Annotated in this window: 13 protein-coding genes and 1 riboswitch; of the genes, 7 read left to right on the top strand and 6 right to left on the bottom strand. The window is 62.9% G+C overall.

The window, feature by feature from the left end; genetic code table 11:
- Window position 1: 1 nt before the first annotated feature.
- Window positions 2–1165 carry an ABC transporter substrate-binding protein gene (locus J5286_RS26405; protein ID WP_209192945.1) on the bottom strand — a complete coding sequence of 388 codons (1164 nt, stop codon included), beginning with the start codon at window positions 1163–1165 and terminating at the stop codon, window positions 2–4.
- A 23-nt stretch (window positions 1166–1188) separates the two neighbouring features.
- Window positions 1189–2286 carry an ABC transporter ATP-binding protein gene (locus tag J5286_RS26400; RefSeq protein ID WP_209192944.1) on the bottom strand — a complete coding sequence of 366 codons (1098 nt, stop codon included), beginning with the start codon at window positions 2284–2286 and terminating at the stop codon, window positions 1189–1191.
- A gap of 186 nt (window positions 2287–2472) precedes the next feature.
- Here J5286_RS26400 and J5286_RS26395 point away from each other — a divergent pair, with 186 nt between their 5' ends.
- Window positions 2473–3300, top strand: coding sequence for a helix-turn-helix transcriptional regulator (locus J5286_RS26395; protein ID WP_209192943.1), 828 nt, complete (start codon window positions 2473–2475; stop codon window positions 3298–3300).
- Window positions 3301–3390: 90 nt separating this feature from the next.
- Window positions 3391–4248, top strand: a complete 858-nt coding sequence (locus J5286_RS26390) for a sugar phosphate isomerase/epimerase family protein (protein ID WP_245206547.1) — start codon at window positions 3391–3393, stop codon at window positions 4246–4248.
- Between the two features lie 44 nt (window positions 4249–4292).
- Here J5286_RS26390 and J5286_RS26385 read toward each other — a convergent pair whose 3' ends face one another.
- Window positions 4293–5174: a sugar phosphate isomerase/epimerase family protein gene (locus J5286_RS26385; RefSeq protein WP_209192942.1), complete on the bottom strand. Its 882-nt coding sequence runs from the start codon at window positions 5172–5174 to the stop codon at window positions 4293–4295.
- 128 nt (window positions 5175–5302) lie between these two features.
- Here J5286_RS26385 and J5286_RS26380 point away from each other — a divergent pair, with 128 nt between their 5' ends.
- The 3 genes from J5286_RS26380 (at window position 5303) to J5286_RS26370 (ending at window position 8941) form a co-directional block, all read left to right on the top strand.
- Window positions 5303–6793, top strand: a complete 1491-nt coding sequence (locus J5286_RS26380) for a GMC oxidoreductase (RefSeq protein WP_209192941.1) — start codon at window positions 5303–5305, stop codon at window positions 6791–6793.
- A 17-nt stretch (window positions 6794–6810) separates the two neighbouring features.
- Window positions 6811–7869 (top strand): Gfo/Idh/MocA family protein, encoded by a 1059-nt coding sequence (locus J5286_RS26375; protein ID WP_209192940.1) that lies wholly within the window; start codon window positions 6811–6813, stop codon window positions 7867–7869.
- Window positions 7870–7975: 106 nt separating this feature from the next.
- Window positions 7976–8941: a VOC family protein gene (locus J5286_RS26370; protein WP_209192939.1), complete on the top strand. Its 966-nt coding sequence runs from the start codon at window positions 7976–7978 to the stop codon at window positions 8939–8941.
- Between the two features lie 34 nt (window positions 8942–8975).
- On the opposite strand, the gene J5286_RS26365 is transcribed toward J5286_RS26370, so the two are convergent.
- The 3 genes from J5286_RS26365 to J5286_RS26355 form a co-directional block, all read right to left on the bottom strand.
- Window positions 8976–9539 carry a manganese efflux pump MntP gene (locus tag J5286_RS26365; protein ID WP_112950181.1) on the bottom strand — a complete coding sequence of 188 codons (564 nt, stop codon included), beginning with the start codon at window positions 9537–9539 and terminating at the stop codon, window positions 8976–8978.
- 77 nt (window positions 9540–9616) lie between these two features.
- Window positions 9617–9713, bottom strand: a riboswitch (yybP-ykoY riboswitch).
- A gap of 203 nt (window positions 9714–9916) precedes the next feature.
- Window positions 9917–11671, bottom strand: coding sequence for a peptidoglycan D,D-transpeptidase FtsI family protein (locus tag J5286_RS26360; RefSeq protein WP_209192938.1), 1755 nt, complete (start codon window positions 11669–11671; stop codon window positions 9917–9919).
- Between the two features lie 119 nt (window positions 11672–11790).
- Window positions 11791–12108 carry a hypothetical protein gene (locus J5286_RS26355; RefSeq protein WP_209192937.1) on the bottom strand — a complete coding sequence of 106 codons (318 nt, stop codon included), beginning with the start codon at window positions 12106–12108 and terminating at the stop codon, window positions 11791–11793.
- Window positions 12109–12327: 219 nt separating this feature from the next.
- Here J5286_RS26355 and J5286_RS26350 point away from each other — a divergent pair, with 219 nt between their 5' ends.
- Both J5286_RS26350 and J5286_RS26345 read left to right on the top strand, forming a co-directional pair.
- Complete coding sequence (locus tag J5286_RS26350) at window positions 12328–13713, top strand: sensor histidine kinase (RefSeq protein ID WP_209192936.1); 1386 nt, start codon at window positions 12328–12330, stop codon at window positions 13711–13713.
- Window positions 13710–14384, top strand: a complete 675-nt coding sequence (locus J5286_RS26345; protein WP_209192935.1) for a response regulator — start codon at window positions 13710–13712, stop codon at window positions 14382–14384. The genes J5286_RS26350 and J5286_RS26345 overlap by 4 nt, the downstream gene beginning before the upstream one ends.
- Window positions 14385–14390: the final 6 nt, after the last annotated feature.

The raw sequence follows: 14390 nt of genomic DNA, 5'->3' as shown, positions 1-14390 counted from the left end.
ATCAGGCCGACTTGAAGCGTGCCATCAGTTCGGCACGGCTCGGGTCGGTGAGCGTCACGGCGGCGCCGAATTCCAGCGGCGTCAGCGAAGCTTCATCCGGATAGACGATCTTGTTGGAGGTGATCTCCTGCGGCAGCAGCGCGATGACGCGGCTGTCGGTGGCCGGCGCGCCGTTGGCGATGTGCTCCTTGGCTGCGTTGGCGGGGTCCATCAGGTAGTTGAGCAGCGCATAGCCGGCGGCCTTGTTCGGCGCATCTTTCGGGATCGCGTAGTAATCCGTCCAGATCTCACCGCCGTCCTTGCCGAGAACGAAGGCAAGCTCCGGCATGTCGCGGTTGAGCTGTGCGCCGTCATTGGTCCAGCACATGGTCATCCAGGCGTCACCGGCGCGCATGCCGGGTTGGTAGTCGCTGTTGATGGCGAAGAGATGCGGCTTGACCTTGATCAGCAGCTCTTCGGCCTTGGCGAGCTCGTCGGCCTTGATCGAGTTGAAGTCGTAGCCGAGCGACACAAGCGCGCTGCCGATCGTCGTCAGCTGGTAATCGTGCACCATGGCGCGGCCATCGGCCTCGGTCTGGGCGATCTCGAAGAAATCCTTCCAGCTGGTGAGCTTGGTCTTGATCTTCGAGGTATTGACCGAGAAGCCGGTCGTGCCCCAGTTCTTCGGCACGGCATAGGTCTTGCCGTCGATCTGGCCTTCCTTGGTGAAGCGCGGGTTCTCGGCCGTCTGGCTGAAGTTCGGGATCTTCGAGAGATCGAGTTCATCGATCAGGCCAAGCTTGTGGTGGGTCGAGATCGTGTAGTTGGTCGGCACGAAAAGCGACCAGCCCGAAGCGCCGGCCTGGAGCTTGGCCAGCATTTCCTCGTTGGAGCCGAAGACGTTGACTTCGACGGCAACGCCGGTGGCTGCCTTGAAGTTTTCGAAGGTCGCGGGGTCGTGGTAGTTCGGCCAGGTGGCGATCGACATCTGCGTGCCGAGTTCGCCGGCGGCATAAGCCGGTGTCGACAGCGCGCCGGGGAAGCGCGACATCACGGCGGTGGCGAGACCGAGGCCGGTGATGCCGAGGAAATGACGGCGGCTGATGGAGCCGCGCTTCAGACGCATGAACTCGTCCATGAAGCCTTCGGCGGAAATGGGGAGATTATCCTTGTAGTCCTTGCTCATGATGCTGTTCCCTTTTTGTGGTTTTATGCTGCATTGGAAGCTGGAAAAACATGCGCCCCGGCCGGATCGAAGCCGAGGAAGACCGTCTCGCCGGGTTCGACGAGATCGCTTTGGCTGTCACGACGATCGGCCGTGACCAGGAAGTCGCCAAGCCCGGGCACCGCCACGGCATATTCCGCCGAGGATCCCAGGAAGATGCGGTGCGTGACTGTTCCCTTGAAGCTTGCACCGCCGCCCGCCTGAACGCGGGTAAGCCTGATCGCTTCCGGGCGGATCGCGACGATGGCCTGGCCGGACAAGGCGCCCTGCGCCGCCGAAACAGGCAGCGCCGAACCGTCGCCCAGCCTGAGCGTCCGGCCATCCGTCTCGACCATTGCATCGACGCGGTTGGTCTTGCCGACGAAATCGGCAACGAAGAGATCCGCCGGCCGGTCGTAGACCTCCTGCGGCGAGCCAAGCTGGCGGATGCGACCAGCGCTCATGACGCAGACGATATCGGCCATCGACAGCGCCTCTTCCTGATCATGCGTGACCAGAACGAAGGTAATCCCGAGCTCGCGCTGCAGCGTCTGCAACTCGATCTGCATGGCCGACCGCAGCTTCTTGTCGAGCGCGGCCAGCGGCTCGTCGAGCAGCAGCACCGAGGGGCGATTGACGATGGCGCGCGCCAGCGCCACGCGCTGCTGCTGGCCACCGGACATCTCGTGAATACGGCGTTTGGCGAAGCCGCCGAGGCGGACCATTTCGAGCGCTTCGCCGACGCGACGGTTGATCTCGGCGGCAGCGATCTTCGGCCGCATCTGCCGCAGCCCATAGGCGACGTTCTGCTCGACATTGAAGTGCGGAAACAAGGCATAGTGCTGAAACACCATGTTCACTGGCCGCCGATAAGCCGGCACGCCGTTCATCTCGCGCCCGTCGATCAGCACCGTGCCGTCGCTTGGCTGCTCGAAGCCGCCGATCATGCGCAAGCATGTCGTCTTGCCGCAGCCCGATGGGCCGAGCAGCGCCAGGAATGCGCCCTTGGGCACATTGAGGTTGATGTCCGTTACGGCGGTCACGGAGCCATAATTCTTGGTGACCGAACGGAATTCGATATCGTTCGTCGAAGCGGATGCCACGTCTGTTCCCTGCGGTTGGTTTGGCGGCAGTCTACGCTGCCTTTTGCCACCGGCGTTGGGAAAAGACTAAGCCCGCCCTTCCCTGACGGTATATACCCCAAGAGTGGTATTTAAGGCCTTGCGGCTTCGTGGAAGGTATATACAGGGGTATGCGGATATCTGCGGCCCGATCGGGAGGTTTTCGGCATGAGCATGGATCTGGAGGCGCTGTTGCAGGCCTTCAAGGCCACCGTCGGCAAGCCTGTCATGAGCGATGCCGAATTCGGCGAGACCTTTCGCCAGATGATGGCATCCCTTGTGCGCTTCGACTACGTCGTCGTCTTCGCCTACCGCGGCAAGGAACGGCCGATCGATCTCTACAGCACCTTCGATCCGAAGGAGCACATCATCTTCGTCACGCTCTACCAGGCCGGGCCCTATCTCCTCGATCCTTTCTACCACACCGCCCGGGCGCGCCGCAGCGGTGTGTTCCGGATGCGCGAGCTCGTGCCGGACCGCTTCTTTTCCAGCGAATATTACCGAACCTATTATGTGCAGACGGGTCTAGCCGAAGAGATCGGCTTCTTCGTCGAACAGGATGACGACATTACCGTCGTGCTGTCACTGATGCGCCGGGAAGCGACCGGCGTCTTTCCGCCGGCGGAGATCGCGCTGCTGAAGAAGGCCGAGCCGCTCGTCACCCGGCTGACGCAGCACTATTTCGCCGGGCTCGCCGAGCGCTTCGATGGCCAAGCCCAATCGAGCAAGAGGCGCACGCGCAAGCGGGGCGAAGACAAGGCCGACATCCAGCCCGCCGACGCCGTGTGGCAGGATCTGAACCTCACCAGCCGCGAGACCGCCATCGTCGATCTGGTGCTGCAAGGGCACTCTTCGGAATCGGTGGGGCTCAAGCTGAACATCTCAACCGGCACCGTGAAAGTGCACCGCCGCAACGTCTACCGCAAACTCGGGATCTCCTCGCAGACGCAACTGCTGGCGATCTATCTCAAGGCATTCGGTGGGCTCAGCCAGTAGAAATCGTGCTCACCATAACAGACGTTGATGGCCTGCGACTTCAATGACATAGTGCGCCCGCGCATCCATTTTCCAAGCAAAGACATGAGCATGACCAATCCCACCGCCTCGCCTTCCCATAAAGCATCGCAGTCCCCTCGCCCGCTGGCGAAGATCAGCCTGAAATGGTCGATGATCGAAGAGGACAAGCTTTCGATCCTCGAAAAATTCCAGCTGCTGCGGGACCTCGGCTTCGATGGCGTCGAACTCGATTCCCCCAACGACCTGCCGTCCCGCGAAGTTCTGGATGCCCGCGACAAGACCGGCGTGGCCATTCCGGGCCTCGTAAACTCGATGCACTGGAAGAGCCCGCTGACCGATGCCGATCCCGCCGTCCGTCAGGCCTGTGTGGATTCGATGATCACGGCGCTTGATGATGCCAAGCTCTACGGCGCCGATACGGTGCTCTTGGTTCCAGGCGTCGTGCGCAACAGCCCGACGAGCTACAAGACGGCCTATAGCCGTGCACTCGAAGAGATCGCCAAGATCATCCCTTACGCAGAAAAGACCGGTGTCTCGATCGCGCTCGAAAACGTGTGGAACGACTTTCTGCTCAGCCCGCTGGAAGCCGCCGCTTTCGTCGACGCCTGCAACCATCCGAAGGTCGGCTGGTATTTCGATGTCGGCAATGTGCTGCGCTACGGCCGACCCACCGACTGGATCGAGGCGCTGGGCCACCGCATCCTGAAGATCGACGTCAAGGAGTACAGCCTCGACAAGATGAACAGCGAGGGTCCGTGGAAGGGCTTCGAGGTCGAGATCGGCGATGGCGACTGCGATTGGGCGGCGGTCAACCGCGCCCTCGCCGAGGTCGGCTATTCCGGCTGGGCTTCCGTCGAGGTACCCGGCGGCGACCGCCACCGGCTGGCGGCGCTCAAGGAGCGGGTCGATCGAATCGCCGCTCTCTAAGAACACCGGCGGGCGCTCAAGCCCGCCGATCATCACCCGCAGCCTCAGCCCTTGAGTTCGGCGAACAGCCTACGGGCGTTGGCAAGACCCGTCTGGCAGCCATAGAGCGTCGGTTCGTTGCCTTCGTATTCGAGCGAGACGAAGCCGTCATAGCCGGAATCCACCACACTCTTCAGCATCGACTTCACCGGCAAGTCGCCGAAGCCGAAGACGGAACCGCGGATAAACTGCCCGTTCAGCGTCTCCAGCCAGCCCGGTCCCGGGCTTTCGGCGCGCACGTAGAAATCCTTGATGTGCACGAAGCTCGCATGCGCGATCGACGCGCGCGTGCCGGTCACCGGATTTTCGTCGACGCAGAGGAAGTTGCCGACATCGAGCGTCATCTTGAAGTTCGGGCTGTCGACGGCGTTGAGCAGGCGTTTGACACGCTCGCTGGAGTTCATGAAGAAACCGTGGTCCTCCACGCTTGCGATGACGCCAAGGCGCTCCGCATGGTCGGCCACCTCCCGGCAGGCGTCGACAATCACAGGGAAGACCGTTTCGAACTGCGCGGCATTCGTCGCCCGCAGCGACCACGGCACGACATCGTGGCGGAGGAAGCGGACGTCGAGGCGGTCGCAAAGCTCGACATAGCGCTTCACCCGGTCGATCTGTGCGCGTCGGTCGTCGCCGATGAAGTTCCCGGCGATGCAGAGGCCGGAGAGCGGAATGCCGGTCTCGGCGGATGCCTTGCGGAGACGCTCGATACTCGCCTCATCCTTGATCAGCTCGTAGTTCAGGTCGTCGCCACCTGGTGCGATCGACAGCGTCGCGAGCTCAAGGTGCTCGCCGCTATTGTCCCTGAGCCAGGTGAACAGGTCCTCGATCTGCATCGAACCATCCAACATCAGCGGGCGGAAACTGTAGGAACTCAAACCGAACTTCATGGGGACTCCTCGCGATCTGTGGCGTCACCATCGGAAACGCGGTTGAGACTGTCAATATCGAGATTGACAATCACCGCGATACATCCTTGTTTGTTATCAAAGAGATGAAGTGCATGGAGCATGCGGGAATGGCAATAAAGTCTGCAGACGTCGTCATTGTGGGAACCGGTCCGACTGGCTCGGCCTATGCCCGGGTCATTCGCAACGAGTGGCCCGAAGCGCGCATCGTGATGGTGGAGGCCGGGCCGCAGATCCTGCCGAAGACAGGCGCACATCTCGACAACGTCGCCGATCTCGATGAGCGCGGCGCGCTCGAAGTCCTCGCCCAGGGCGGCGACCGCAGCCCGCGCATGCCGATCAACAAGGAAGAGTGGGAAGCCCGCCGCGCCGGTGGTTTCGACGGCTCGCTGCTGCGCCGCTCGGGCCTGTTCATCGCCAATGACGGCGACCCGCAGGACGAAAACCTGTTTGCTGGCTTCTCGGCCGCCAATGTCGGCGGCATGGGCACCAAATGGTCGACCGGCACGCCGGTGCCGTCGGAAATCGAGCTCGTACCGTTCATCCCAGCCGGTGAGATGCAGGCGGCGCTCGCGACTTCCGCCAAGCTTCTCGGCACCAACACCGACCCGAATGCCGGCGATCCTGCCGCGATTGCGCTTCGCGACCGTCTCGGCGCCGTCTTCAATGCGGGCCGCACGCCGGACCGCTTCGTCCAGCCGATGCCGCTCGCGGCCACGCCCGGCCCCGACGGCCTGCATTATCACGGCACCGACGTCGTTCTCGGCGATCTCGTCGATGAGCGGGCCGAGCGCTTCTCTATCCTGAAGGAGACCGCCTGCCGCCGCGTCATCCATGATGGCAAGACCGTCACCGGCGTCGAGCTCGCTGGCACGGGTTCCGGCGACACCTTCGTGGTCACCGCCGGCACCGTCGTCGTCGCCTGCGACGCGCTCCATTCGCCACAGCTTCTCTATGCATCCGGCATCCGCCCGGAAGCGCTCGGCCGCAACCTCAACGACCACTACATCGTCTCGCAGATTTCCGAGATGGAGACCGATGTGCCGATGAAGGCCATGAACTGGATTCCGGCCACCAAGGAACTCCCATATTCGGTGACCATCGCGCCTGCCAGCCTGCACAGCATGCCGCGTTCGGGCGATATTCTGGGACAGCCGATCGGCATGGGCGTCTTCGTCTCTTCCGATATCAGCCCCGACAACCGCGTCACCTTCGACGACACCCGCACCGATTGGCTCGGCCTGCCCGCCATCTCGATCCAGTGGCGCCAATCGGAAGGCGACAAGGCGCGCCTCGAAGACGCGAAGAGCCTCGCGGTGAAGATTTCCAACATCATCGGCCGGCCCGCTCCTGGCTTCGCCACCTTCGTGCAGCCGGTGGGCTCGTCGCTCCACTTCCAGGGCACGATCCGCATGGGTGAGGCCGACGATGGCACCAGCGTCTGCGACAAGACGTCGAAGGTCTGGGGCTTCGACAATCTCTATGTCGCCGGCAATGGCGTCATTCCCACCGCAACCGCGACCAATCCCACCCTGTTCTCGGTCGCCCTTGCCAGCATCGGTGCCCGCGCGATTGCCGAAGCGCGCCGGACGGCGGCCTGAAAAACGAGGCGAATGTCATGACAAAACAAAAACTCAAGGTCCTGGTGGTCGGCCTCGGCCAGATGGGCAAAAGCCACGCGCTCGCCTACCACGCGCATCCCGGCTTCGAGATCGTCGGTCTCGTCAACCGCTCGACACCGACGCTGCCGGAAGAGCTTTCCGGCTATCCGCTGCGTAACGACTATGCCGCCGCGCTCGCCGAATTCTCGCCCGACGTCGTCTCGGTCGCCACGCATACCAACACCCATGCCGACATGGCGGTCGCAGCCCTGGAAAGCGGCGCTCACGTCTTCGTCGAAAAGCCGCTCGCGGCCAATGTCGCCGATGCAGAGCGCGTCGTCGCAGCAGCCAAGGCCAATGACCGCAAGCTCGTCATCGGCTACATCCTGCGTCACCATCCCTCGTGGATGCGGATGATCGCCGAATCGCGCAGCCTCGGCGGTCCCTACGTGTTCCGCATGAACCTCAATCAGCAATCGAGCGGTGCCGCCTGGGACATTCACCGCTCCATCATGCAGACGACATCGCCGATCGTCGATTGCGGTGTGCATTATGTCGACGTCATGTGCCAGATCACCGATTCCAAGCCGGTCGAAGTGCGCGGCATGGGCGTCGGACTGGCGCAGGGCCTCCCCAAGGGCATGTATAATTACGGTCACTTCCAGGTGCTGTTCGAAGATGGCAGCGTCGGCTGGTACGAGGCGGGCTGGGGGCCGATGATGTCGGAGACGGCCTTCTTCGTCAAAGACGTGATCTCGCCCAACGGCTCGGTCTCGATCGTCATGGACGAAGGCGCAAGCTCCGCCAGCCTTGACGCCCACACCAAGACGTCGCGCCTGCGCGTCCACCACGCGGGAACCGATGCGGCCGGCGGCTTCAGCCGATCCGACGACTGGCTCGACATGCACGACGAGCCCGACCATCAGATGCTGTGCGATCGCGAGCAGGATTTCGTCTATCGCGCAATAACGGAAGATCTCGACCTCGCCCGCCATATGGACGACGCCGTCACCTCGCTGAAGATCTGCCTTGCGGCCGATGAAAGCGTGCGTACCGGCCAGGCCGTCAAACTCTAAGGCCTTAAAGACGGAGGGCCGGCTCACATAGTTTTGACTTGATGAACCGGCCCGAAGGCCCGATGCGGTGGTGGGGAATAAACATGCCAGCCACCGGATCGTCTTAATGGTCATCAGCCGCCGCCATATGCTGCAACTCGCGGGCGTGAGCTCGCTCGCAGCCGCATTCAATCATGCCGTAAACGCCGAAACGGGAACGATGCCGGCGGCCGCCGCTTTGCCTTATGGCGTGACCACCGCCGCGCATATCAAGAGCGCGGCGCTCCGCGTCCGTGATCTCGCTGGCATGAGCCGCTATTATCAAGACACGCTGCGCCTCCAGGTGCTCGCCGAAAGTGCCGACGAGGTTATGCTCGGCGTGGCAAACGAACCGCTGCTTTATCTGACCAGCATACCCGACGCCGGCTACGAGGATCCGACCTCGGCAGGCCTCTTCCACATCGCCTATCTGATGCCGACGCGGGTCGATCTCGCGCGCTGGCTGGTGCATGCCGCGGTCGCCAAGATCCCGCTCGACGGCTTCGCGGATCACAGCGTCAGCGAGGCGATCTACCTGACCGACCCTGAGGGCAATGGCATCGAGGTCTATTCCGATCGGCCGCGAGACCAGTGGCAATGGAAGGACGGCGTCGTCACCATGGGCACCAAGGAGCTCGACATCGACGCGATCGCCGCACTGACCGACATGTCCAAGGACACCTATGACGCGGCGCCCGAAGGGCTGCGCATCGGCCACATCCATCTGCGCGTCGGCGACATCGACGAGGCGAACGGCTTCTACCGCGATCTGCTCTGCCTCGCAGCCACCAGCGCCGAGCGCGACAACGCAGCCTTCCTGTCGTCAGGCGGCTATCACCATCACGTGGCGGTCAACACATGGCGCAGCGCCGGCGCCGGCGGCCGCGACAGCTCCAAGACCGGCCTCAGCTGGTTCTCGCTGACAGTCTCGGAACCCCTGCTCTACGAGCAGCAGATCAAGCGGTTCAACACGGCCGGCATCGGCGGCCATGTGCCCGGCGGCTATATCGCAATGGATCCCTGGGGAACCGAGGTCCGGCTGATCAAGGCCTGACGGCGCTCCACCACCGCGCGTTTGCCTGATCGCCTCAGCCGGCCATCAGGTGTTCATAGAGAATGGTTGAGCCGAGAATGATCAGCGCCACGCCGGCGACACCCTCGGCGTAGCGCCCGAAACGCTCGCCGATCAGGCGTCCGACCAGCATCCCGCCTGACGCCATCAGGAAAGTGGCGGCGCCGATCGCCACCGCAATGACAAGAATGTTGACCTCCAGGAACGCCAGCGAGACGCCGACGGCCATGGCATCGAGGCTGGTCCCGATCGCGGTCGCGATCAGCATGGCAAAGGACATGCCAGGCTTCTTTTCTTCTTCCTGCTCGCTGCTCATCGCTGCGCGGAGCATGTTGATGCCCACCGCGGCAAGCAGGCCGAAAGCGATCCAGTGGTCGACTGCCGTCACGAAGCGGGCAGCGGCGACACCCGCCGCCCAGCCGATCAGCGGTGTGATCGCCTCGACGATGCCGAAGACGACGCCGGTGCGCAGCGTCTCGCTGAAGCGCGGGCGACCAAGGGCTGCACCCCGGCCGACGGAGACGGCGAACGCGTCCATGGACATGCTGAACGCCAGCACGATGATCGATAGCAATGACATGGTTGAACCCTTCAGGAGATTCGTAGCTGAGCCAATTCACCCTGTTTTGGCCAGGTGACGTCCGCCACGGTCTTGCCGAGCCGATCTTACCGGCCGAACGCGCCACGTGCTCTCGCACGAGTATGTTGACACGCTCCCGCCCTCAGGCGGTGGCTACTCCCCGATGAGCGCTGGGTAGGCGACCCGCCTCTTTCTGTCAACAATCAAAGTGGAAAAGAAAACAGCAAAAATCGCTACTTAACAATGACTTGCAACTGCATCTTCCAGTTTTTAATGCAGCTGCGAAGCATTCGCAGAATGGGGCGGGCGATCCTCGACCCAGGCGTCTTGCACTGGCGGTCGCCTGATATTCGACGACCGCAAGCCTCCTGCCGCACTCAGTAGTCCGCCAGCAGATACTCCGCATCCGGGCTTCCGAAGCGCGGGGCGACACCAAGCAGCGGCCCGGCGCGGCCGATGATGGACTTGATCATCGGGGCAGCTGTCGAGGCCGCCGTCCGGCCGCCATGTTCACCCGTTTCCGGCGCATCGATGATGGTCAGCACGATATATTTCGGCCGGTCCATCGGAAATGCGGCGACGAACGCGTTGAAGTTCTTGTCGCTCGCATAGCGGCCGTCGACCACCTTGTCCGCCGTGCCCGTCTTGCCGCCGATGTTGAAGCCTTCGACCTGCGCGCTGCGGCCGGAGCCCTTGATGCCGTTCCAGGTGTAGAGGTAGCGCATGTCCTGGCTCGTCTTGTCGCTGAGAACGAGCTTGGCGATATCCCCCGCCTGCTGAGAACTGCGCGGCAGGAAGGTCGGGGGGAGAAGCTTGCCGCCGTTGATCAGCGAGGCGGCAGCCACGGCCGTCTGAAGCGGCGTCGTCGCGACACCGTGACCGAAGGAAATCGTCACCGAGTTGATCTTCTTCCAGGTTCGCGGCTGCGTCGGCGTCGCCACGCCTGGCATTTCCGTCTCCATCTTGGAGAGCAGCCCGAGCTTGGTCAGGAACTCCCGGTGCCGGTCGATGCCGACCATGTCGGCGACGGCGGCGGTGCCGATGTTCGAGGAATACTGGAAGACCTCGGGGATCGAGAGAACGCGGTTCTTGCCCTTGAAGTCCTTGATGATGAAGCCGCCCATGCGGATCGGCCGGGTGGCGTCGACCATCGAGTTCAGGTTGATCTTGCCCTCGTCCAGGCCCATCGCCAGCGTGAAGCTCTTGAAGGTCGAGCCCATCTCGAATGTCGCGTTGCTGATACGGTTGAACCAGCCCTTCTCATATTCCTTGTCGACCTTGCCGTTGGCAAGCGTTCGCGACGGCTGATTGGGATCGAAGTCGGGGACCGATGCCATCGCCAGGACCTCGCCCGTCTCCACGTCGAGAATGACGGCGCCGGCTGCTTCCGCGCGGTATTTGACCATGGCTTCGGCGGCGACCTCGCGCACGATGTTCTGCACCCGCAGATCGATGGAGAGCTTCACAGGCTCCAGCGGCATGTCACTCGTCAGGCCTGCGGCGCGAAGGTCGAGCAGACCCTGCTGGTCGAGGTATCGCTCCATCCCGGCGACGCCGCGATTGTCGATATCGACATAGCCGAGCACGTGCGCGGCGGTATTCCCACCCGGATAAAACCGCTTCTTCTCCGGCCGGAAACCGACCCCCGGGATGCCCAACTCAAGGATCTGGCTCTGCTGGCGCGGCGTGATCTGCCGGCGCAGCCACGCGAAGCGCGACGATTTCACGGAAAGCTTCGCATAGGTCCCCCGCCGATCGAGATCGGGGAAGATCGTGGCGAGTTTCTCCACCGCATCATCGACATCGACGATCTTGTTGGGCTCGGCGAACATCGAGACGGTGCGAACGTCGGTCGCCAGCAATTGCCCATGCCGGTCGAGAATGTCGGGCCGCGAGGCCAGAAGCTTGTCCGATGGCAGGATGCCGGATGTCTCCTCGGGATCGCGAGCCCCGTATTCGACGAGCCGCGCGGCACTGGCCGTAAAGCCGATGACGAGCGCCAGCGCGACCAGAAGCACACGCGTCTTGCCCTGCCTATAGAGATCGACCTTCTTTCGGCGCCCCCTGTTGAGCGCCGAGACATTGAGATGGCCGCGGCGTTTGGCGAGGATGATTTTCGATACGAGGGTCATCGTGCGCGCGCTCCCGGTATCCTGAGATATCGCGGCGAGGCAGGAAGGCTCTTGGGTGCGTCAGCGAGTAACAACATCGGGGCTCTCTCTCGAGCAGCCCTGATATCATCAGGAGATCGTCAGGCTGCTCTGGCTAGTGAATCGGGACGGGAAAGAGCGCCACCGGCGATCGGCGGCCGATACATGGGATCGAGCGTCCGGCCTTCGAGATGGATCGGGAGATTGGGATGGTAGCTTACGTCGGCGAGTTCCCAGGCACTGGGCCAGGCATCGATAGGCGACCGCCTCGTCCAGTGCTCAGCGTCATGGATATGGCTGATGTCGCGGCTGTCTGCGCCGGAAAGGGCGTCGCCTTCGTTAACGACCTCGGTTTGGCACGGGGCCGCGAAGGAAGCGCTCGGCAGGCAAAGCTGCGCACTGCCGATCGTGGTCAGCATGATCATCACAACAATGAGGATGCGCCGAATCATCTTCTACCGGGTAAGGCTTCGTTAACGCTAACCAGCCTAGCGGCAGAACCTTACCTAATTCTCAATATTTCAGGCGCCGCACATGGAGCGTCCGGGCAACACGCCTCCCCTTCACCGGCTTTCGTCCGTGCAGAACCGCCATTGGTCCTTCTTCTGCTCAGGCGGAAACATCGATATGCTAGCGTAATGAACGTCGTTTCGGTCACCCAACCCCGCAAGATATTGCGCCAAAGGCTTACTTTGGCGTGGCAATTCGGCATCGCCGGTGGCCTGGTGCTCGTGCTCGGCATGGCGTTGATCGGACTATGGGTGACAAGCCGCATCGAGGGCGCAGCTGTTCGCAACGCCGCCAACGCCACCGCGCTCTATGTCGACAGCATCATCGCCCCGCTCACACAGGAACTTGCCTCGGCCACCTCGCTTGGCGAAGGCGCCAAGCTGGCGCTGACCGAAACATTGCAGCAAGGCGTACTGCGCGACAGGCTCTATTCGTTCAAGATCTGGCGGCCCGATGGGACCGTGCTTTTCAGCAGCGAGCCCAGCCTCGTCGGCAAGCACTTCTCGATGACCGAGGGTCTCGCCACGGCACTTTCCGGTTCGGTTCATGCGGAATTCGACGATCTCAAGGGCGAGGAAAACCAGCTGGAGCAGAAAAGCGGCCAGCCGCTTCTGGAGATCTACAGTCCAATCCGCGAACCCTGGTCGGGCGACATCATCGGCGTCGCGGAATTCTACGAGATCGCCAGCGACCTGCGCGCGGAGCTCGCGGTGGCCAGGCTGCAGAGCTGGCTGGTCGTCGGCACGGTGACGGCCGGCATGCTCGCACTGCTCTTCATCATCGTCGCCAGAGGCAGCCATCTGATCGATGTCCAGCGCCGCTCGCTTGACGCGCAGGTGATCGAGCTGTCGCGGATGCTCGACCTCAACCGGGCGCTGCGAAAGCGCGCCGACAGGGCAAACCAGCGCACGGCAACGCTCAACGAGCGCTATCTCCGCCGCATCTCAGCCGAGCTGCATGACGGCCCGGCACAGCTGCTCGGCTTTGCGGCGCTGAGGCTGGAAGCGATCGCCAAGGGCAAGGCAAAGGGCGATGACGAGTCGCTCGTCAGCAGTTCCATCACCGAGGCCATCCAGGAGATCCGCGACATCTGCCGCGGCTTGACCCTGCCGGAGCTCGAAAGGCTCTCGGGCGAGGATGTCGTTCGCCGCGCCATCCAGGCGCACGAGACGCATTCGCGCACCAGGATCATCTCGAATGTAGGGCCGCTCGATATACCCTCGCAGGCCGCCAAGATCTGCGCCTACCGCTTTATCCAGGAAGCGCTGAGCAACGCCACCAGGCATGCCGGCGCGTCGAAAATTTCAGTCACGGCGGCTGAGGACGACCAGCATATCAGGATCGCCGTCGAAGATAACGGAACCGGCTTCGTCCGGTCGGGCGATGAAGACGGCCTTGGCCTTGCCGGCCTGGAGGAACGGCTTGCCGGGCTTGGCGGACGTCTCGACATTGCGTCCGACGCGAAGACCGGCACCCGCATATGCATGACACTACCGAGGAGGACGGCGGAATGACGTCAGACATGCTCAGGGTCGCGATCGTCGACGATCACCCGATATTCCGCAACGGCCTCGCCCGCAGCCTGTCCGATGAGCCGGGTTTCGAGGTGGTCGGCGAAGGCGCCAGCGCCGCCGATGCTATCGCGCTTTTCAGCCAGCACCGTCCGGATGCGCTGCTGCTCGATCTCTCCATGCCCGGCGGCGGTCACCACGCGCTGAGCATGATCATGAAGGCGGATGAGGCCGCAACCGTCATCGTGCTCACGGCTTCGGAAGAAGACAGCGATCTGTTCGACGCGCTGAAGGAAGGGGCGAAGGGCTACATTCTGAAAGGCGTGAACGCATCCACGCTGGTGTCGGCGGTACGCAATGTGGTGGCCGGCGAGAGCTATGTGTCGCCAAGCCTCGCCGCGCGCATCCTGACGGAGATGAAGGGCGATGCGCCCCAGCCCCAAGCCGCCGCGGAGCGCACCCTGCAAGAGGATGCCCTGGCCTCGCTGACGCCACGTGAGGAGCAGATCCTCGCCCTGGTTGCCGATGGCAACAGCAACAAGGAAGTTGCCCGCCAGCTCAACCTTCAGGAAAAGACGATCAAGCATAACATGACGCGCATCCTGCAGAAGCTGAAGGCGCGCAATCGCACGGAAGCCGCGATGTTCCTGCGCGACGCGCGATCGCGGTCCTGATCATTC

Source organism: Rhizobium sp. 16-488-2b (assembly GCF_017741815.1).
In the GTDB taxonomy this organism is placed as follows: Bacteria; Pseudomonadota; Alphaproteobacteria; order Rhizobiales; family Rhizobiaceae; genus Rhizobium.
This window is presented reverse-complemented; position numbering and strand designations above follow the sequence as displayed.